The following is a 19168-nucleotide window of genomic DNA, read 5'->3' as shown; positions in this document are numbered from 1 at the left end:
AGGCGCCCTCGCCTGCGCGCCCGCCGCCGGTGCACACGCGTCGCTCAGCGGCGGCGCAGCAGCGCGACGAAGAACAGGCTGCCGAACATCGCGGTCACGATCCCGATCGGCAGATCCTCCGGCGCCGCGAGCGTGCGGGCCGCCACATCGGCCCACACGAGCAGGATCGCGCCGGTCAGCGCGGCAACCGGCAGCAGCCTGCCGTGCTCGGCACCGACGACGCGGCGGCACAGATGCGGCGTCACGAGCCCGACGAAGCCGATCGCCCCGCTCACCGCCACCATCGCACCGGTCGCGAACGACGCGACCACGAACACCTCGCGCCGCATCCGCGCGCTCGGCACCCCGAGCGCGGCCGCGGCCACGTCGCCCGACATCAGCGCATTCAGTTCGCGCCGGCGCGCGTACAGCGCGCCGCCGGCAAGCGTCGCGCACACGGCCGGCACCGGCAGCAGATCCCAACGCGCGAGCCCGACGCCGCCGAGCATCCAGAACAGCACCGACGACGCGGCGCGCTGATCGCCGAGATACAGCAGCAGGTTGCCGAACGCGGCCATCATGAACGACACCGATACGCCCGCGAGCAGCAGCCGGTCCGATTCGAGCCGGCCGCGCCGGTAAGCGAGCGCGATGACGCAGGCCGTCGCCGCGAGCGCGCCGGCGAAGGCGGCAGCCGACAGCGTGAACGGGCCGAGTGCCGCGCCGGCCAGCACGGTGACCGCGACGGCGCCGAGCATCGCGCCCGCGCTCACGCCGAGCAGGTGTGGATCGGCCAGGCGGTTCGCGGTCGCCGCCTGCAACGCGACGCCGACCGCTGCCAGCGTCGCGCCGACGATCGCGGCGAGCAGCGCGCGCGGCATCCGGATCAGCCAGACGATGCTGTCGTCGCCCGCCGCCGCCGCCGCGAACGCGCCGGCCTCGCCGAACGCCGGCACGATGTGCGCGGCGACGATCCGCACCGCGGCCGGCATCGCGATCGGCGCCGGACCGAACGCGGCCGATACGACGATCGACACGACCAGCAGCAGCGCGAGCGCCGGCAGCACCGTGCGCATGCCGGGCCGCGAAGCACGCACGTGCCTGCTCATCGCGCCGGCCCGGCGAACGCGGCCGGATACAGCGCGCGCGCCAGCGTCTCGACGGCTGCGACGTTCTCGGGGCCCGGTGTCGCCGCATCGTAGGGAATCACGATGAAGCGCCGGTCGCGAATGGCGGCCACGCGCGCGAGCGACGGCTGGCTCAGCAGGAACTGCTGCTTCTGCGCGGCCGTCACGGCCGAATAATCGACGATCACGATTACCTGCGGATCGCGCGCCACCACGCTTTCCCAGCTCACCTGCGTCCAGCTGCGCGGCAGGTCGGCCATCACGTTGCGCGCCCCGGCCGCCGTCAGCAGCGCGGTCGGCATCGCGAGCGCGCCGGCCGTCATCGGCTTGTCGGTGCCGCTGTCGTAGACGAACACGCGCAGCGGCGCCGGACGCCCGATCGCGCGCGACACCGCCGCGAGACGCGCGCGCATCGCGGCCACGACCTGCGCGGCGCGCGCGTCGACACCGAAGATCCGGCCGAGATTGTTCAGGTCGCGGAACACGTCGTCGAACGACGCGGCCGTCTGCTTCATCACGTGCGAGCACGATTCGGTCAGCTCGTACGTCCGGATGCCGAACGGCGCGAGGGTCGCCGGCGTCACCGCACCGCCGACATGCATCCCGTAGTTCCAGCCCGCGAGATAGAAGTCGGCACGCGCGGCCGCCAGCACCTCGAGCGACGGATACTGGCTCGCGAGTTCGGGCACGCCCCGCAGCGCGTCGCGCACGCGCGCGGTGCCCGTCTTCCAGCCGCCGATGCCGGTGTAGCCGACGAGCCGGTCCTTCAGGCCGAGCACGAGCATCATCTCGGTCAGGTTCACGTCGTTGCTCACCGCGCGCGTCGGCGCGCGGTCGAACGTCACGTCGCGATCGCAACTGCGCACGGTGACGGGATAGGCACCCGCATGCGCGGCCGCGCAGCCGAGCAGGGTCGCGGCAACCAGCCGGCGGAATGCGGACGACAACACAGACTGCAACGCGGAGTGCAGGACAGGAAACGGCATGGCGGTCATTCCGGATGAAGCGGCGTGATGCGCGGCCGGCCCGTGACCGGATGGCGATCGACGAGCGCGACGACGCCGAACACGTCGCGCAGCAGCGCGTCGGTCAGCACGTCGGCCGGCGCGCCCGATGCGACGACCCTGCCGTGCGCGAGCACGTGGAGCCGGTCGCAATACGCGGCCGCGAGATTGAGATCGTGAATCGTGGCGAGCGTCGCGATGCCGAGGCGCCGCACACGTGCGAGCAGTTCGAGCTGATGGCGCAGGTCGAGATGGTTGGTCGGTTCGTCGAGCAGCAGCAGTTCGGGCTGCTGCGCGAGCGCACGAGCCAGCAGCGCGCGCTGCTTCTCGCCGCCCGACAGCGACGCGAAGCGTTGCGCGCGGCGCTCGACGAGGCCGACGTCGTGCAGTGCGGATTCGACGATCCGGCGATCGTCCGCCGTCTCCGCGTCGAACGGCCGCTTGTGCGGCGTGCGCCCCATGCCGACCAGTTCATCGACCGTCAGCCCGAAATCGTCGGGCGTCTCCTGCTGCAGCACCGCGATGCGCTGCGCGACCGCACGCGGCCGCATGCGCCACACGTCCTGCGCGTCGAGCGCGACACGGCCCGCATCGGGCCGTGCGTAACGGAACACACAGCGCAGCAGGCTCGTCTTGCCGCTGCCGTTCGGGCCGACCAGCCCGACGAACTCGCCGTCGGCCACGCTCAGCGTCACCGAATCGAGCACGGCGATCGCGCCGCCGGGAGACCAGCTCACGCGTTCGATGTCGAGCATGTGCGCCACGGGAGGCTCGCCGCGCCGCACTAGAAGCGCATCGTCGCGACGAGCTCCGCCGAGCGCGACGGGCCGAGCAGCCATTGCTCGCCGCCGTTCGACGTCGTCACCGCGTACGTGCGGTTCGCGAGATTGCGCAGGTACAGCGAAAGCTCGGTGCGCGCCGTCGGCTGCCAGCGCAGCGATGCATCGAACACCGTGTACGACGGCACCTGTATGCGGTTCGCGTCGTCGCCGTACGTCGCGCCGACGTAGCGCATGCCCGCATTCGCCTGCCAGCGCTCGGCAAACGCCCAGCCGAGCCACAGGTTCGCCGTCTGCTGCGGCACGTTGGCCGGCGCATTGCCGGCGCGCGACACCGTCGCGCTGCCGACCTTCTGGCTGAACTCGTCATAACGCGCGCGCAGCAGCGCGACGTTCGCGTCGACCGTCCAGCCGTGAGGCAGCCGCGCGCCGCCCGTCAGCTCGATGCCGCGCGACGATTGCCGGCCGACCTGCTGGCGCAGCGCGGGATTGAACGGATCGGTGCTGAGCAGGTTGCGCTTCGTGATGTCGTACACGGCGAAGGTCCAGTAGGCGCGGCCGTCGAGCAGCGTCTGCTTGACGCCGGCCTCCCACTGTTCGCCGGTGGCAAGCCGGTAGTTCGCCTGCGACGCGGACAGCGTCAACAGCGACCCGAGCCCTTCCGCGCCCGTCGTGTACTGCGCATACGCGCTGAGCGTCGGCGCGACTTCGAACACGAAGCCCGTGCGCCAGCCGACGTTCGCGAAGCGCTTGTCGAAGCCGGCGCCGGTCGCCGCCTGCTCGCGGCTGAACGCGATGTGGTCGTAGCGCAGGCCGCTCACCCATGCGAGCCGCGGCAGCACGTCGAGCCGGTTCTCGGCGAACACCGCCGCCTGCCGTGCCCGCGTGCTGAACTGCGGCACCGTCGGGTCGGGGCTCGTGAACACGCCGGGATCGAAACCGTGCGCGGGCACCGTCGATTCGCCGCCATACGGCGAATTGTTGGTACCACTGAACGTGACCTGGCTGAATTCCGTACCGACGACGAAACGGTTCGCGCGGCCGAACAGTGTGCCGTCGAAGCGTGCGCTCAGCCGATCGCCGATCTGCCGCTGGTGATGGCCGATGTCGAGATAGTCCCCGCGCGTGACGAGACCCGTCGCGGTGTCGAGCGCGTACGATTCCGCATTGCGCCAGTGACGGTTCGACGTCAGGTAGTAGAGCTGGTTGTCGATCGTCACGCCGGCCGTCGGCCGGTAGCGGGCCGACAGGCGCGTCCACTGGTCGTAGTAGGCAATCGTCGCATCGCCGACGTTGTAGTTGAGCTTGCGCAGCGACGGATCGAGCACGCCGTTCGGTGCCGGCACACCATGGTAGGTCGCCGGCATCTGGCGGCCATAGTCGAAGTCGAGCGTCAGCGTGAGCTTCGGGCTCACGTCGAATTTCAGCGCGCCGCCGACGGCCGTCGTATGCGTATCGGCCCGCTCGGCGAGGCCGTTCGCGCGTGCATCGCTCGCGTAGAAGCGATATGACAACCGCGGGCCGAGCGCGCCTGTCGTATCGAACGCAAAGCGCTTCGCGCCGTCGGCACCGACGCCGGCCTGCAGCGTCGTCTCGCGCGTGCGCTGCGGCCGCTTCGGCACCACGTTGACGACGCCGCCGATCGCTCCTTCGCCATACAGCACCGACGCCGGGCCGCGCAGCACCTCGATGCGCTCGACCGACCACGTGTCGAACGGAAAGGTGATCGTGCCGGCCGCCGGCATCAGCCGCACGCCGTCGAGCAGCGTCATCACGGATTCCTGCCCGCTGAAACCGCGCACGCTCAAGGCGGTGCCGCCGGTACCGGGCGCCATCGCGCTCGCGAACCCCGCGGTGCGCGTCACCGCATCGAGCACCGTGCGATCGCCGCGCGCCTCGATCGTGTCGGCCGTGACCGACTCGACGCTTGCCGGCGTATCGAGACTTGCCAGCCCGAGCCGCGAGCCCGTCTCGAGCGGTCGGGTCAGCGGGTCGGCCGGTGCGGATCGCGCGCTGACGTTGATCGCCGGCAGCGCATGGCGGTCGTCGGGTGCAGGTGCGGCCGCTTCCGCGGCAAGCGCGGCGGACGTCGCCATCGCACACCCCACCCAGGTTGCGCAACCATACGCGGCACGCGAGCGCCATCCCCCGTCGTACCGGCGCGAGCCGGCGTGCAGCCGCGCGTCGCGCGCCCGCCTGTGTTTCGTCTTCGTCACTTCGTATCGGTCTTCGTGTGGTTTCGTCGCACGTGGCTTGCCCGACAGCCTCGGACGGCCGTCGATCCAAACGTCGGATGATACGTTATATCAATTTATTCCGTCAGGGTTTTGTCAGGATTCGTGGATCAGTACGCCCGGCTCGCGGCTGGAACCCGCGACGGGTCGCAGCGGCAGCATCCCTGGATAATTCGGCCGGTATTCCGGCTCACGTGTCGACGACACGACCGCGTCGGCCGCCGGGAAGGCAGTTGCCCGAGGCATGCCGCTTTCGACGCCGCGATGCAAACGCAATCACAACAGCGCGCCGGCCCTCGTCGACCGGCCACTCGTGCCCATGACGCGCGCCGCGACCGGCCGGCGCAACGTCGCCGCCTAGATCGGAAAACTGAACTGCACCCACAGCTTGTCGCCCTGCGGCCGGTTGCGCACCGCGAACTCGTGCTGGTATTTCACGACCACGCCCGACGCCGGCCCCCACATGTAACGCAGCTGCGGGCCGATCGCGACCGACTGCCCGCGAAAACCGTCCGACGCGACCTTGATGCCGTCCTGCGTATCGTCGGTGAACTGCTTCAGGAACGTGCCCTGCACGCCGACCTGCACGCGCCGGTCGATCGAATAGCCGACCAGGTAATCGAGCACGGCCACCGCACCCGAGTGGTACCGCGTCGCATGGTTCGGCGAATTCAGCTCCAGCAGCGTGGTCGTCGAGATCTCCCAGTCGCGATCCGGAAACCAGGTCGTGCTGACGTAGGGCAGGAACGCATACGTGTTCAACCCCGTGTTCGCGATCCGGTTCGCCGCATACGCGCCGCTCGGCACCGCGAACGACGGAGAGAAGAACGCGAAGAAGGTCTTCGATGCGTTCGCGTAGTTGATCATGAACGGCTCGACGATCACGTCACCGAGCGACGTGCGGTTTCCCGTACCGACCGGCGTCGACAGGTGCAGGTGCACGATCGGCACGATCGCGCTGCTCGACAGCGAGAACGGCCCGAACGTCGCGCCCCAGGTGTGGACCACGCGCGGCGTTTCCGCGACGACGCTCAGGTGGAACCCCGGCACCGCGCCGCCGCCGTCCGGCCCGGCAAACCGGTTCGATACCGAGTACAGCGCGTAGTTGAAGTACTGCGTGTTGCCGGGCGGCGGAAGCAGCCCGTTCAGCACGGTGTTGACGCCGAACGGATAGCTGATCTGCCCGTTCTCCGTGGCCGACGCCGGAACCTGCATGGCGCCGGCGATCAGGAATGCCAAGGGTACACGTCGCAAGGTGAATTTCATGTCGTCTCCAGACCGGATTGTTATCGTGTCATCGCGGGCCGGGCATCGCAGGCCCGGGGAGACGCAATGTAAAGCGCACGACAGCGGCGAAAAAGACGACGTTCAGGAGAACAGTTCTTCGTTATACGGAGAAATGCGCGGCGGCGCGGCGACGACCCGCGATCAGCGGCCGACTTCCTTCCATTTGCGCGCGAGCCCGAGGCGTTCGAAACGCTCGATCAGGAATTCGGTGAAGACACGGATCTTCGCGGGCTGGTGACGGCGGCTCTGGTACGCGATGTTGACGGTGAGTGCCGGCAGTTGCCAGTCGGTGAGCACCGGCACCAGCTTCCCCGCGACGATATCCTCGTGGACGATGTAGAGCGGCTGGATCAGGATGCCGAGCCCGGCAAGCGCCGCCGCGCGGATCACCTGCCCTTCGTTCGCATCGAGCACGCTCTTGATCGTGACCGACTGCTTCTTCGTGCCGCGGCGGAAATGCAGCGCGTACGGATCGTTCGCGAGGTTGTAGACCAGCAACCGGTGGTCGCACAGCGCATCGGGTGTCGCCGGCGCGCCGTGCTTCGCCAGATACCCGGGCGACGCGGCCAGCACGCGCCGTGTCTCGGCGAGCTTGCGCACGGTGATGCCCGAATCCGCTTCATGCTCGCGCGTGCGGATCGCCACGTCGATGCCCGCCTCGATGAAATCCGGGTAGCGGTTCGCCGCGATGATCTGCACGTTCAGGTTCGGGTAGCGCCGGTGAAACTCCGGCAACGCCGGTGCGATATAGATCGACGCGAACGATACGGAAGCGGTCACGCGCAGCGTGCCGGCCGGATTGACGCTCGTTTCGTTGACCGCCGCATCGGCCTCCGACAGCTCCGTCAGGATTGCGACACAGCGCCGGTGGTATTCGTGCCCCGCGTCGGTCAGCCACAGGCGGCGCGTAGTCCGCTCGACGAGCCGCGCCCCCAGCCGCTCCTCCAGCGCATTCAGGCAGCGGCTCGCCGCCGCGCTCGACATGCCGAGCCGCTCGGCGGCCTTCGACAGGCTCCCCAACTCGGCGACCTGCACGAAAAATTCGATCTGCGTCCACTTGTCCATGCGTTGGATTCTTCCACTTGGCGGAGAACAAAACTCCTCCAAACCATCTTTTTTACGATCCAGGGAGGAATTAATGTTACGTCAACGCGCCATCCAACGACATCAGGAGACAACCCCATGCGCAATCTCAACGAAGACACCATCACGCAGGCCGTGATCGCATCGCTCTCCGGCTGTCGCGACGAGCGGTTGCGCACGGTCATGACCAGCCTCGTCCAGCACCTGCATTCGTTTGCGCGGGAGACGAAGCTCACCGAGGCCGAATGGCAAGCCGCGATCGGCTTCCTGACCGCGGTCGGGCACATCACCGACGACAAGCGCCAGGAATTCATCCTGCTTTCCGACGTGCTCGGGCTGTCGACCCTCGTCACCGCGCAGAACAATGCGAAGCCGGCCGGCTGCACGGAGGCGACCGTATTCGGCCCGTTCTACGTCGAAGGCAGCCGCGACTTCGGGATGTTCGACGACATCGCGAACGGCGCATGCGGCGAACCCTGCTTCGTATCCGGCCATGTGCGCAGCATCGACGGCATGCCGGTCGCGCACGCGTCGCTGGAAGTCTGGCAAGCCGATGAGGACGGGCACTACGACGTCCAACTGCCGGCCGACGACGGTTCGGTCACGCATCGCGCGCGCGGCCGGCTGCGCACCGGCGCCGACGGCCGTTACGCGTTCCGCTCGATCCTCGCCGAACCGTATCCGATTCCGCACGACGGCCCCGTCGGCGCCATGCTCGACGCGCTCGGCCGTCATCCGTGGCGCCCCGCGCACCTGCACTTCATGATCGCGGCGCGCGGTTACGAAACGCTGATCACGCACGTGTTTCGCGACGGCGATCGTTATCTCGACTCCGACGCGGTATTCGGCGTACGGTCGACGCTCGTCGCCGACTGGGTGCGGCACGCGCCCGGCATCGCGCCGGACGGTTCGCGGATGGACACGCCGTTCTACACGCTCGATTACGACTTCGTGCTCAATCCCGCCGGGCGCGGCGCATGATCCGGCACGTCGTGATGTGGAACGTCGCAGGCGAAACCGACAGCGAACGCGCGGCGGCACGCGCCAGCGTGAAGCGTGCATTCGAAAGCCTGCGCGGCCGGATTCCAGGCATGACGCACCTCGAGGTCGGCGCGGATTTCAGCGCGGCCGATTACGCGTGCGACCTGATACTCGTCGCCGAATTCGAGTCGCGCGAAGCGCTCGACGGATACACGACGCATCCTGAACACGCACGCGTACGCGACACACTGGCCGGCCTGCGCATCGCGCGCCACCAGGTCGACTACGCAATGGAGTGACGACGACATGAATTTCATTTACCAGGCACGCCCCGCACGCGTGATCTTCGGCGCAGGCAGCCTCGACCATCTCGAACGCGAAGTGCTGGAACTGGGCGCGCAGCGTGCGCTCGTGCTCTGCACGCCGGAGCAGCGCGACCTCGCGCAATACATCGTCGAGCGGCTCGGCGCGCGCGCGGCCGGGTTGTACGATCGCGCGACGATGCACGTGCCGATCGAAATCGCCCGCGATGCGCAGGCGTTCGCCCGGTCGTGCGGTGCGGATTGCGCGATCGCGATCGGCGGCGGCTCGACGATCGGCCTCGGCAAGGCGATCGCGCTCGAAAGCAGCCTGCCTATCCTCGCCATCCCGACGACGTATGCGGGCAGCGAGATGACCCCGATCTACGGCCTGACGGAAGGCGGCATCAAGCGCACGGGCTCCGACGCGCGCGTCCTGCCGAAAACGGTGATCTACGATCCCGCGCTCACCGTCACGCTGCCCGTCGAGCTGTCCGTGACGAGCGGGCTCAATGCGATCGCGCACGCAGCGGAAGGCCTCTACGCGAACAACGCGAACCCGGTGATGAGCCTCGTCGCCGAGGAAGGAATCCGCGCGCTGGCGCGCGGCCTGCCCGGCGTGCGCCGCGACACCGCCGATCTCGGCGCACGCGGCGACGCGCTTTACGGCGCGTGGCTGTGCGGGATGGTGCTCGGCAACGTCGGCATGGCGCTGCACCACAAGCTCTGTCATACGCTCGGCGGCAGCTTCAACCTGCCGCACGCGCCGACCCATACGGTCGTGCTGCCGCATGCGCTCGCGTACAACGCGGCGCACGCGCCGGACGCGATGCAGCGCATCGCCCGCGCGATCGGCACGAACGACGCGGCGCGCGGCCTCTATGCACTGGCGCTCGACAACGGCGCGCCCGTCTCGTTGAAGGCGATCGGCATGCAGGAAGCCGATCTCGATCGCGCGGCCGATCTCGCGGCCGCCAATCCGTACTGGAACCCTCGCCCGATCGAACGCGACGGCCTGCGCGCGCTGCTGCAGGACGCGTTCGACGGCAACCTGCCCGGCACGACCGCGCGCTGAATCGATCACACGACAAACCAACAAACGCCACAGTCATGGAGACACCCCACATGAATACCGAATCGAGCGCGCACGGCGACAGCACCGCCGAACACTGCGACGTCGCGATCGTCGGCTACGGCCCGACCGGCCTCGTCGCCGCATCGATGCTGGGCCGCGCCGGCCATCGCGTGATCGTCCTCGAACGCTGGCCGACGCCCTACGGCCTGCCGCGCCTCACGCACATCGACGGCGAAACCGCGCGCATCGTGCAGGCCAGTGCCGACGTCGATCACGCGCTGCGCAACGCGAAGGCAGTCGACACCTATCACTACTGCGACGCGAACGGCGACCTGCTGCTCGAACTGAACTGGACCGGACGCGCATGCGGTTATCCCGCGCACATCTCGATCTACCAGCCCGACATCGAGGACGCGATCGATGCACGCGCCAGCGCCTTCAGGAACGTGACGATCCTGCGCGGCTGGGAAGTCGATACGCTGCAGCAGGACGACGACGGCGTGACGCTGACCGCGCATCCGTCCCGCTGCGTCCAGGACGCGCAATGGACCGACAGGCCGCGCGTTTTTCGTGCGCGCTACGCGATCGGCGCCGACGGCGCGAACAGCCTCGTGCGCCGCACGCTCGGCATCGAACGCTCCGATTTCGGCTACAACGAACGCTGGCTCAATCTCGATTCGGAAAACAAGCGCGATCTCGGCGACGGCTGCGCGCGCACGACGATCTACTGCGATCCGGCGCGCGCGTACATGCACATGCCGATCGGCACGAAGCGCACGCGTTTCGAGCTGCGCGTGCTGCCGAACGAATCGACGGCCGAATGGGAAACGGAAGAAGCCGGCTGGAAGTGGCTCAACGACCACTACGGCTACGGCCCGGACGACCTGAAGCTGCTGCGGCACGTCGTCTACACGTTCGAGACGCGGATGGCCGAACGCTGGCGCGCGGGCCGCGTGCTGCTCGCGGGCGATGCGGCGCACACGATGATGCCGTACATGGGACAAGGCGCGTGCTCCGGCATGCGCGACGGCATCAACCTCGCGTGGAAGCTCGACCTGGTGCTGACCGGGCGCGCGTCCGCCGACCTGCTCGACACCTACGAAGCCGAGCGCCGCCCGCACGTGACGGCGATCACGCAGATGTCGCTGTTTCTCGGGCAGGTCGTCAACGAGGACGATCCGCGCAAGGTCGCCGAACGGGACGCGGCGTTCCGCTCCGGCAACATGCCGCCGATGCCGCCGTTCCCGAAGCTCGGCCACGGCATCGTGCACGCGCAAGCCGACGGCACGCTGCTGCCGACGACGGGCGCACCGGCCCCGCAAGGCCGCGCGAGGCGCGGCGCGGCCGAGGGCCGTTTCGACGACGTGGTCGGCCAGGGTTTCCAGCTCGTCACGCGCGCGCACCCTGCCCGCCATCTCGACGACGCGCAGCGCGCATTCCTCGCGCAGCTCGGCTGTCACGTGGCCGTGCTGGCCGACGACGTGTGCGCGCCGGATGCCGTGGTCGATCTCGACGGCGAGCAGCACGCGTTCATGCACGCGCACGGCATCGCCGCGTATATCAAGCGGCCCGATTTCATCGTGTTCGGTTCGGTAAGCGACCTGTGCGATCTCGGCGCGCTCGTCGACGCGCTGCGCGACACACTGCACTGGTCCGCCGTTTCGAGCGAGCCTGCCGCGGCTTCGGCGGCTTCGGCAGCCGTCACCCACGCATCGTGAAGGAGACCGACGCATGACGACCGAACTGTCACCGTTCGCGCTGTCGCTGCAGCGCGCGATGCCCGTCACGCGCCTGCTCGATTGCGGGATGGACTACGCGGACGCAACCGCGCTGCACGCCCGCACGTCCACCGGCGAACCGTGGGACGTCGCGGCCGAAGCGCTGGCCGACGCGCAGCTCGCGCGCGCCGCGCAGGCGGCGGGTGCCGGCCACCGGGTCACGGCCGCCGACGCGCAGGCGATGGCCATCGCGAACCTGCTGTTCGCGCAGATGGCGTTCAACCACGACGTGCCGCGCAAGCGCGCGCTCTATGCGCGGCTCGTCGACGCGTCGCACGGCCTCGCGCGCTGGTCCGACAAGCGCATCGAACGTGTCGAAGCGCCGTTCGGCGATGCGCGCCTGATCGGCTGGCTGGTGCGACCGCCGGCGGAGCGCGTACGCGGCACCGTGATCGTGTTCGGCGGCCAGAGCGGCTGGGGCTTCGCGTACTGGCCGATCGCGCGCGCACTCGCGGCACGCGGCCTCGCCACGCTGCTCGCCGAGGGGCCGGGCCAGGGCGAGACGCGGCTCGAACAGCGGATCTTCGTCGACGTCGACATGAGCGCCGCCTATCGGCGCTTCGTCGATCACGTCGCCGATCATGTGCCCGGGCCGATCGGTATCTGGGGGAACAGCATCGGCGGGTTGTGGGCGGCGTCGACTGCCGCGAGTGACCGACGGATCGCGGCCTGCTGCGTGAACGGCGCGCTCGCGGCGCCGACGCTGCTGCCGTTCCGCACGTTCGTCGAGCAGGCCGCGGCGATGCTCGGCAACGACGATCCCGATGCCGTGGCGGCGAACTTCGCGCGGATGAGTTTCTCGTCCGAACGCGACCGTATCGCGTGTCCGCTGCTGGTGCTGCACGGCGGTGAAGATCCGCTGATCCGGATCGACGATCAACAGCCGTTTCTCGATGCCGCGACGTCAGGCGATGCGACGCTCAAGGTCTGGTCGGACGGCGAGCACACGATCTACAACCACGCGTCCGAGCGCACCGCGCTCGTCTGCGACTGGTTCGCCGAGCGGCTGGCGCGGGCGGCAGTGGTGTGAACACGCATGCGGTGCCGGCCGTGCCGACGGTCGACACCGCGCGGGGCATCAGGCATGACGACGTCGCGTCGCCGCTTGCCGCGACGCCGTCGATTTCCACGTGCGTGAAGGCGTACTTCGCCATCCGCTCACGACGGCCGGCCGAACCGGGATACGCGCGCAGTTGCGCAATCATGACCCGCTTCAACTGCCAACCTTGAACGCCGGCAACTGCTGCCCGAGCCGCGCGCCCATTTCCGTACCGAGCGCCTGCAGCGCATTGAACGGCCGGATCATCACTTCGAATTCCACGATCCGCCCTTCTTCGTCGAAGCGGATCATGTCGATCCCTTTCAGCGCCTTGTCGCCGACGCTCGCGCTGAATTCCAGCACCACGCTCAGGCCGTCGTCGGTGACGAACTGGCGGTAATAGACGAAATTCTCGAGGATCGTGATCACCGTGCGTAGCGCCATCAACAGCGCGGGTGCCGGCCCGTACGGCTTGAACGCCATCGGCGAACGGAACACCGCATCCGGGTGAACGATCGATTCGAGTGCACTGAAATCCTTGTTGTCGATCATCGCATGCCACGCGTCGAGCGATTTCGCGACAGCGGGATGAACTTGCAGCGGTGCGTGTGTCATCGAAGTCTCCTGACTCATCGGACGGAAAAGAAACGAATCGGCGTCAAAGCGTCGCGGCCAGTGTCGTGCCCTGGTGAATCGCACGCTTCGCATCGAGTTCGGCGGCCTCGTGTGCGCCGCCGATCAGATGCACGCGGCATCCGGCGGCCTGCAGTTGCTCCGCCAGTTCGCGCGACGGCTCCTGCCCCGCGCAGATCACCACGTTGTCCACCGGCAGCGTCTGTTCGACGCCGTCGATCGTCACGTGCAATCCTTCGTCGTCGATGCGACGGTACGTCACCGCCGACGACATGCCGACGCCGCGCGCCTTCAGCGCCGTGCGGTGGATCCACCCGGTGGTCTTGCCGAGCCCGTCGCCGATCTTCGATGCCTTGCGCTGCAGCAGATGCACCTGCCGCGCGGCCGGCTCGGGTTGCGCACGGCCCAGCCCGCCGGCACTCGCATACGATCGATCGACGCCCCATTCGTTGAAGAACCGGTCCGCGTCCGCCTGTTCGCCGCCATCGCGATGAACCAGATATTCCGCGACGTCGAAACCGATACCGCCGGCGCCGACGATCGCGACGCTGCGGCCCACGGCCTTGTCGTCGCGCAGCACGTCGAGATAACCGAGCGTCTTCGGATGCCCGATGCCGTCGATCGGCGGCGTGCGCGGCACGATGCCCGTCGCGATCACCACCTCGTCGAATTCGCCCTGCAGCAGCATCTCGGCGCTCGCGCGCGTATTGACGTGCAGCGTGATCCCGCGCAACTCGATCTGCCGGCGGAAGTAACGAAGCGTTTCATTGAACTCTTCCTTGCCGGGCACCTTCTTCGCAATGTTGAACTGGCCGCCGATCTCGGCACCCGCTTCGTACAGCGTCACCGCATGACCGCGCTCGGCCGCCGTGACCGCGAAACCGAGTCCCGCCGGGCCGGCACCGACCACCGCGATGCGCTTGCGCTGCCGTGCGGGGCGGATCACGAGCTCGGTTTCGTGGCAGGCGCGCGGATTCACGAGGCAGGACGTGATCCTGCCGCTGAACGTATGGTCGAGGCACGCCTGGTTGCAGCCGATGCACGTGTTGATTTCGTCCGCGCGCCCTTCCCGCGCCTTGCGCACGAATTCGGCGTCGGCGAGGAATGGCCGCGCCATCGACACCATGTCGCAATAGCCGTCGGCGAGCAGCTGTTCGGCGACTTCCGGTGTGTTGATCCGGTTGGTCGCCACGAGCGGGATGCCGACCTTGCCCATCAATTGCCGCGTGACCCATGCGTACGCGGCGCGCGGCACCTTGGTCGCGATGGTCGGTATGCGCGCCTCGTGCCAGCCGATGCCGGTATTGATGATCGTCGCGCCGGCCGTCTCGATCGCCTGCGCGAGCCGGATCACCTCGTCGAGCGTCGAGCCGCCTTCGACGAGATCGAGCATCGACAGCCGGTAGATGACGATGAAGTTCTTGCCCACCCGCTCGCGCACGCGCCGCACGATCTCGACCGCGAAACGGATGCGATTCTCGTAAGCACCGCCCCACGCGTCGTCGCGATGGTTCGTGCGCGCGGCAATGAACTCGTTGATCAGGTAACCCTCGGACCCCATGATCTCGACACCGTCGTAGCCCGCATGCTGCGCAAGCGCCGCGCATCGGACGAAATCGGCGATCGTCTCGTCGACTTCGTCGCCGCTCAGCGCATGCGGCGTGAACCGGTTGATCGGCGCTTTCAGCGCACTGGGCGCGGCGAGCGCCGGGTGATATGCGTAGCGCCCGAAGTGGAGGATCTGCAGCGCGATCCTGCCGCCCTCCGCATGCACCGCACGCGTCACGACGCGATGGCGTTCGGCTTCCGCTTCGGTCGTCAGCATCGCGCCGCCCGGCGCCGGACGGCCGCGCTCGTTCGGCGCGAAACCACCCGTGACGATCAGGCCGGCCTCGCCTCGCGCGCGCTCCGCGTAGAACGCCGCCATTCGCTCGAATCCATGCGGCGCCTCCTCGAGGCCGACGTGCATCGACCCCATCAGTACTCGGTTCCTGAGCGACGTGAAGCCCAGTTCGAGCGGGGTCGTCAAATGCGGATAGCGGGATGCCATCGGGTGTCTCCATTTTTATGCAACAAGTTGCACAGATGGTAGTTCACCGCGTTCGTTTACGCAACAAGTTGCATAAACGTGACCCGCGACTTGTACTGTGGCCCCGATATGGCAAGATGCGGTTCATTCCGCTGCCTCCGCCGATCCGACATGTCCCTGCCTCACGCACTCCTCACCGCGCTCGCCGAACGTCCCGGTTCGGGGTCCGAGCTCGCCGACCGCTTCGATCGCTCGATCGGCTATTTCTGGCAGGCCACGCACCAGCAGATCTACCGCGAACTGGGGCGCCTCGAGGAAACGGGCTGGATCGAATCGCTGCCCGCCGAATCGGGACGCGGCCGCAAGCGCGCGTACCGGATCCTGCCGGCCGGCAAAAAGGAACTGCGGCGCTGGATCGCCGAACCGGAAGATCCGACGCCGCTGCGCGAAGCGTTGATGGTGCGCCTGCGCGCGGAAGCGGTGCTCGGGCCGGCCGGCCTCGAGGACGAAATCGGGCGGCGCATCGCGCTTCACCAGGAAAAGCTCGATCTCTATCTGCAAATCGAGGCGCGCGACTTTTCGACGCCCGACGATTCACGCACGAAGCGCCTGCAGCATCTGGTGCTGCAGGCCGGCATTGCGAACGAGCGGTTCTGGGTCGAGTTTTCGCAGCATGCGCTCGACACGCTGCGCCTGCCGAAGGACTGAGCCGGGTTCGCGCGGCGGCCACCGGCTCGGCTGCACCGGTGTTGCACCGGTGCACGCAGCCGTCGTGGCGCGCTTCGCGCCGCGACGCGCCATATCGTAGTCACGCGTCCGGCAGAATCACCACCTTGCCCTTCACCTGCCGGTTCGCCATCCGCGCGATCGCGTCGGTCGCGCCGGCCAGCGGCACGCGCTCGGTGATCGCGGGCCGCACCTTGCCGGCCGCGAACCATTCCGCCAGCAAGCGCATGTTCGCGACATGCTGCGCCGGGTCGCGGCGCACCGCATCGCCCCAGAACACGCCGAGGATGTCGCGCTCCTCGAGCAGCGCGAGGTTCAGCGCGATCTTCGGAATCTCGCCGGCCGCGAACCCGACGACGAGGAACCGGCCGCGCCACGCGGTCGCGCGCAGCGCCGCCTCGGTGTATGCGCCGCCCACCGGATCGTAGACGACATCGGCGCCGCGCCCGCCGGTCAGTTCGTCCACGCGGCGGCGCAGGTCTTCGGTCGCGTAGTCGATCGTCTCGTCCGCGCCGGCTTCGCGGCACAGCGCGAGCTTGTCCGCGCTCGACGCCGCCGCGATCACGCGCGCGCCGAGCGCCTTCGCGATCTCGATCGCGGCGAGCCCGACGCCGCCCGCCGCGCCCAGGACGAGCAGCGTCTCGCCCGCCTGCAGTCGCGCACGCTGCTGCAACGCGTGCAGCGACGTGCCGTACGCGAGCACGAGCGCCGCGCCCTGCTCGAACGTCATCCCTGGCGGCAACGGGGCGATCTGGTGCGCATCGGCCACACACTGCTGCGCGAACCCGCCGTGCCCCGTGAACGCGACCACCGAATCGCCGGGCCGCCATGCGGTAACACCGTCGCCGACCGCGTCGATCACGCCGGCAAACTCGGCGCCCGGCGAAAACGGCAACGCCGGCTTCACCTGATACAACCCCTGGACGATCAGCGCGTCGGGGAAATTGAGCGACGCGGCCTTCACGTTGACCCGGACCTGGCCGGCCGCCGGCTCGGGAATCGCGACGTCTTCGATGCGCAGGCTGTCGATCGGGCCAAATGCGGTACACAACAGGGCTTTCATGCGCTTCTCTCTCCTTGCGCGGCGTGGCCGCGCATCGATGCGGTTTGCGGGATGCTCCCGCGCGCCCGGTTCACGACGTGTGGGCGACGGCCATCCGAACCGGCCTTCGCGATATCGTCAGCATTCCGGAATGTGGATTCGACTACGTTCAGAACCACGCGTCGCGCATGTCGAGCGTCGTCGTGTCGACGCTCGACAGCAGATCGAGCTGTGCGTCCACTTTCGGCAACTCCCAGCGGAAGAAGTAGCGGGCGGCCGCACGCTTGCCGTCGTGGAAATCGCCGGCTTGCCCGTGCGCGGCGAGCGTCACGTCGAGCCACAGCCACGCGACGACGAGATGGCCGAACGCTTCCAGATAGACACTCGCGTTCGCGAGCCGCGCCTGCTGATCGCCGATCGCGCCGAGCTGTCGCGTGACGTCGACCAGCCGCGACCAGCGCTGCGCCAGTGCATCGGCCTGCTCTAGCAGGCCGGCATCGAGGGCCCGCGCGCGTTCGACGCTCGCGCCGATTCTCCCGTCGAGTGCGTGCAGCAGCGCGCCATCGTCCTGCGCGACCTTGCGGCCCAGCAGGTCGAGCGCCTGGATTCCGTGCGTGCCTTCGTGTATCGGGTTGAGCCGATTGTCGCGATAGAGCCGCTCGACCGCGTAATCGCGCGTGTAGCCGTAGCCGCCGTGCACCTGGATCGCGAGGTCGTTCGCCGCGAGACACCATTGCGACGGCCAGCTTTTCGCGATCGGCGTCAGGATGTCGAGCAGCCGCCCGGCCTGGGCGCGCACGGTCGCGTCGTCATGCGCGCGTGCTTCGTCGACCAGCTTCGCGCAGTACAGGATCAGCGCGAGACCGCCTTCGACATAGGCCTTCTGCGCGAGCAGCATGCGCCGCACGTCCGGATGCTCGACGATCGGCGCCTGCGGCGCGGCGGCATCCTTGCCCGCCGGCCCCAGCGGACGCCCTTGAGGCCGGTTCCGCGCGTAGTCGAGCGCATGCAGATAACCCGTGTAGCCGAGCGCCACCGCGCCCGCGCCGACACCGATACGCGCCTCGTTCATCATGTGGAACATGTACGCGAGGCCGTGGTTCGGCTGGCCGACCAGATAACCGATCGCACCCGCCCGCCCTTCCGGCCGGTAGCGCGTGCCTTCGCCGAAGTTCAGCAGGCAGTTGGTGGTGCCGCGGTAGCCCATCTTGTGGTTCAGCCCGGCGAGCGCCACGTCGTTGTGCTCGCCCTGCGCGGCGCCGTCGGTACCGGGCAGGTACTTGGGCACGATGAACAGCGAGATGCCGCGCGTGCCGGGCAGCAGGCGGCCGTGTTCGTCGGGGATCTTCGCGAGCACGAGGTGGACGATGTTCTCCGTCAACTCGTGTTCGCCGCCCGAGATCCACATCTTGTTGCCGGTCAGCCGGTAGCGCGGGCCGAGCGGCGAGTCGCACTCGAAATCCGCGCGCGTCGCGATGTCGGACAGCGACGATCCGGCTTGCGGCTCGGACAGGCACATGGTGCCGAAGTAGCGCCCTTCCAGCTCCGGGCGCGCGAACGCGTCGATCTGCGCGGGAGTGCCATGCGCGACGAGCAGGTTCGCGTTGGCGACGGTCAGGAACGGATAGGCGGCGGTCGCGATGTTCGCGGCCTGGAAGAACAGGAACGACGCGGCTTCGACCAGCTTCGGCAAGCGCATGCCGCCGAGCGCTTCGTCGTGGCCCGCGGCGATCAGCCCGGCGTCCGCGAAGGCGCGCACGGCCGGCTCGACGTCCGGGATCAGCGTCACGCGCTCGCCGTCGAAGTGCGGTTCCTCGCGATCGCCTCGTGCCGCATGCGGCGCGAACAGGTCTTCGGCAATCCGCTCGCTGGTATCGAGCACCGCGTCGAACGTCTCGCGACTGTGCTCCGCGTAGCGCGGCAGCGCGACGAGCGCCTCCGCATCGAGCCAGTCGTACAACAGGAACGCGAGATCGCGTCGCGACATCAACAAGCTCATCGTGCTGCCTCCCGGGGGCCGGCTTCGTCAGCCGAATGAAGGGTTCCGTGATTGCGAATGCTGGCAGGAATTTA

The 19168-nt window shown here is 68.5% G+C and carries 17 protein-coding genes; 6 read left to right on the top strand and 11 right to left on the bottom strand.

The features are described 5' to 3' along the window. Nucleotides 1-44 precede the first annotated feature (44 nt). The 7 genes from AB3K92_RS29295 to AB3K92_RS29265 form a co-directional block, all read right to left on the bottom strand. Nucleotides 45-1088, bottom strand: a complete 1044-nt coding sequence (locus AB3K92_RS29295) for an iron ABC transporter permease (RefSeq protein WP_059863456.1) — start codon at nt 1086-1088, stop codon at nt 45-47. Further along, nucleotides 1085-2101: an ABC transporter substrate-binding protein gene (locus AB3K92_RS29290; protein ID WP_369466377.1), complete on the bottom strand. Its 1017-nt coding sequence runs from the start codon at nt 2099-2101 to the stop codon at nt 1085-1087. Before AB3K92_RS29290 ends, AB3K92_RS29295 begins: the two co-directional genes overlap by 4 nt. Beyond that, complete coding sequence (locus AB3K92_RS29285; protein ID WP_059627677.1) at nt 2098-2865, bottom strand: ABC transporter ATP-binding protein; 768 nt, start codon at nt 2863-2865, stop codon at nt 2098-2100. Before AB3K92_RS29285 ends, AB3K92_RS29290 begins: the two co-directional genes overlap by 4 nt. 29 nt (nt 2866-2894) lie before the next feature. Further along, a complete protein-coding gene (locus AB3K92_RS29280; protein WP_369466375.1) occupies nt 2895-4985 on the bottom strand; it encodes a TonB-dependent receptor in 2091 nt (696 codons plus the stop codon). Between the two features lie 234 nt (nt 4986-5219). Next, a complete protein-coding gene (locus AB3K92_RS29275) occupies nt 5220-5369 on the bottom strand; it encodes a hypothetical protein (protein WP_369466374.1) in 150 nt (49 codons plus the stop codon). Nucleotides 5370-5480: 111 nt separating this feature from the next. Next, entirely contained in the window at nt 5481-6389 is a 909-nt protein-coding gene (locus AB3K92_RS29270) for a transporter (protein ID WP_369466373.1), read from the bottom strand. Between the two features lie 162 nt (nt 6390-6551). Next, nucleotides 6552-7475 (bottom strand): LysR family transcriptional regulator, encoded by a 924-nt coding sequence (locus tag AB3K92_RS29265; RefSeq protein WP_369466371.1) that lies wholly within the window; start codon nt 7473-7475, stop codon nt 6552-6554. Between the two features lie 117 nt (nt 7476-7592). On the opposite strand from AB3K92_RS29265, the gene AB3K92_RS29260 reads away from it, so the two are divergent. From AB3K92_RS29260 to AB3K92_RS29240, 5 genes are read left to right on the top strand one after another with little or no spacing between them, the layout of a single operon-like run. Continuing rightward, the gene (locus AB3K92_RS29260) at nt 7593-8474 is read left to right on the top strand and encodes an intradiol ring-cleavage dioxygenase (protein ID WP_369466370.1); all 882 of its coding nucleotides are present in this window, start codon (nt 7593-7595) and stop codon (nt 8472-8474) included. Continuing rightward, a complete protein-coding gene (locus AB3K92_RS29255; protein ID WP_048025876.1) occupies nt 8471-8773 on the top strand; it encodes a Dabb family protein in 303 nt (100 codons plus the stop codon). Before AB3K92_RS29260 ends, AB3K92_RS29255 begins: the two co-directional genes overlap by 4 nt. 7 nt (nt 8774-8780) lie before the next feature. Further along, nucleotides 8781-9848: a maleylacetate reductase gene (locus tag AB3K92_RS29250; RefSeq protein ID WP_059590034.1), complete on the top strand. Its 1068-nt coding sequence runs from the start codon at nt 8781-8783 to the stop codon at nt 9846-9848. Between the two features lie 50 nt (nt 9849-9898). Next, nucleotides 9899-11566: a bifunctional 3-(3-hydroxy-phenyl)propionate/3-hydroxycinnamic acid hydroxylase gene (locus AB3K92_RS29245; RefSeq protein WP_369466367.1), complete on the top strand. Its 1668-nt coding sequence runs from the start codon at nt 9899-9901 to the stop codon at nt 11564-11566. Nucleotides 11567-11579: 13 nt separating this feature from the next. Then, on the top strand, nt 11580-12656 hold the full coding sequence (locus AB3K92_RS29240; RefSeq protein WP_059677650.1) for a S9 family peptidase: 1077 nt from the start codon (nt 11580-11582) through the stop codon (nt 12654-12656). A gap of 183 nt (nt 12657-12839) precedes the next feature. Here AB3K92_RS29240 and AB3K92_RS29235 read toward each other — a convergent pair whose 3' ends face one another. Then, a complete protein-coding gene (locus AB3K92_RS29235) occupies nt 12840-13280 on the bottom strand; it encodes a nuclear transport factor 2 family protein (protein WP_059486766.1) in 441 nt (146 codons plus the stop codon). Nucleotides 13281-13323: 43 nt separating this feature from the next. Next, nucleotides 13324-15348 carry an FAD-dependent oxidoreductase gene (locus tag AB3K92_RS29230; protein ID WP_369466365.1) on the bottom strand — a complete coding sequence of 675 codons (2025 nt, stop codon included), beginning with the start codon at nt 15346-15348 and terminating at the stop codon, nt 13324-13326. A gap of 150 nt (nt 15349-15498) precedes the next feature. Here AB3K92_RS29230 and AB3K92_RS29225 point away from each other — a divergent pair, with 150 nt between their 5' ends. Beyond that, nucleotides 15499-16035 (top strand): PadR family transcriptional regulator, encoded by a 537-nt coding sequence (locus AB3K92_RS29225; protein WP_369466363.1) that lies wholly within the window; start codon nt 15499-15501, stop codon nt 16033-16035. A gap of 100 nt (nt 16036-16135) precedes the next feature. Here AB3K92_RS29225 and AB3K92_RS29220 read toward each other — a convergent pair whose 3' ends face one another. Next, entirely contained in the window at nt 16136-17116 is a 981-nt protein-coding gene (locus tag AB3K92_RS29220; RefSeq protein ID WP_369466361.1) for an NADPH:quinone oxidoreductase family protein, read from the bottom strand. A gap of 148 nt (nt 17117-17264) precedes the next feature. After that, a complete protein-coding gene (locus tag AB3K92_RS29215) occupies nt 17265-19094 on the bottom strand; it encodes an acyl-CoA dehydrogenase (RefSeq protein WP_321896061.1) in 1830 nt (609 codons plus the stop codon). Nucleotides 19095-19168: the final 74 nt, after the last annotated feature.

Source organism: Burkholderia sp. Bmkn7 (assembly GCF_041103175.1).
GTDB lineage: Bacteria > Pseudomonadota > Gammaproteobacteria > Burkholderiales > Burkholderiaceae > Burkholderia > Burkholderia cepacia.
The sequence above is the reverse complement of the archived record's forward strand: the minus strand, read 5'-3'. Positions and strand labels throughout refer to the sequence as shown.

Coding starts and splice junctions, on each gene's coding strand:
- AB3K92_RS29240 (WP_059677650.1), top strand. CDS start 11,580: ATGACGACCGAACTGTCACCGTTCGCGCTGTCGCTGCAGCGCGCGATG.
- AB3K92_RS29295 (WP_059863456.1), bottom strand. CDS start 1,088: ATGAGCAGGCACGTGCGTGCTTCGCGGCCCGGCATGCGCACGGTGCTG.
- AB3K92_RS29270 (WP_369466373.1), bottom strand. CDS start 6,389: ATGAAATTCACCTTGCGACGTGTACCCTTGGCATTCCTGATCGCCGGC.
- AB3K92_RS29275 (WP_369466374.1), bottom strand. CDS start 5,369: ATGCCTCGGGCAACTGCCTTCCCGGCGGCCGACGCGGTCGTGTCGTCG.
- AB3K92_RS29215 (WP_321896061.1), bottom strand. CDS start 19,094: ATGAGCTTGTTGATGTCGCGACGCGATCTCGCGTTCCTGTTGTACGAC.
- AB3K92_RS29255 (WP_048025876.1), top strand. CDS start 8,471: ATGATCCGGCACGTCGTGATGTGGAACGTCGCAGGCGAAACCGACAGC.
- AB3K92_RS29250 (WP_059590034.1), top strand. CDS start 8,781: ATGAATTTCATTTACCAGGCACGCCCCGCACGCGTGATCTTCGGCGCA.
- AB3K92_RS29285 (WP_059627677.1), bottom strand. CDS start 2,865: ATGCTCGACATCGAACGCGTGAGCTGGTCTCCCGGCGGCGCGATCGCC.
- AB3K92_RS29290 (WP_369466377.1), bottom strand. CDS start 2,101: ATGACCGCCATGCCGTTTCCTGTCCTGCACTCCGCGTTGCAGTCTGTG.
- AB3K92_RS29235 (WP_059486766.1), bottom strand. CDS start 13,280: ATGACACACGCACCGCTGCAAGTTCATCCCGCTGTCGCGAAATCGCTC.
- AB3K92_RS29265 (WP_369466371.1), bottom strand. CDS start 7,475: ATGGACAAGTGGACGCAGATCGAATTTTTCGTGCAGGTCGCCGAGTTG.
- AB3K92_RS29225 (WP_369466363.1), top strand. CDS start 15,499: ATGTCCCTGCCTCACGCACTCCTCACCGCGCTCGCCGAACGTCCCGGT.
- AB3K92_RS29280 (WP_369466375.1), bottom strand. CDS start 4,985: ATGGCGACGTCCGCCGCGCTTGCCGCGGAAGCGGCCGCACCTGCACCC.
- AB3K92_RS29220 (WP_369466361.1), bottom strand. CDS start 17,116: ATGAAAGCCCTGTTGTGTACCGCATTTGGCCCGATCGACAGCCTGCGC.
- AB3K92_RS29230 (WP_369466365.1), bottom strand. CDS start 15,348: ATGGCATCCCGCTATCCGCATTTGACGACCCCGCTCGAACTGGGCTTC.
- AB3K92_RS29245 (WP_369466367.1), top strand. CDS start 9,899: ATGAATACCGAATCGAGCGCGCACGGCGACAGCACCGCCGAACACTGC.
- AB3K92_RS29260 (WP_369466370.1), top strand. CDS start 7,593: ATGCGCAATCTCAACGAAGACACCATCACGCAGGCCGTGATCGCATCG.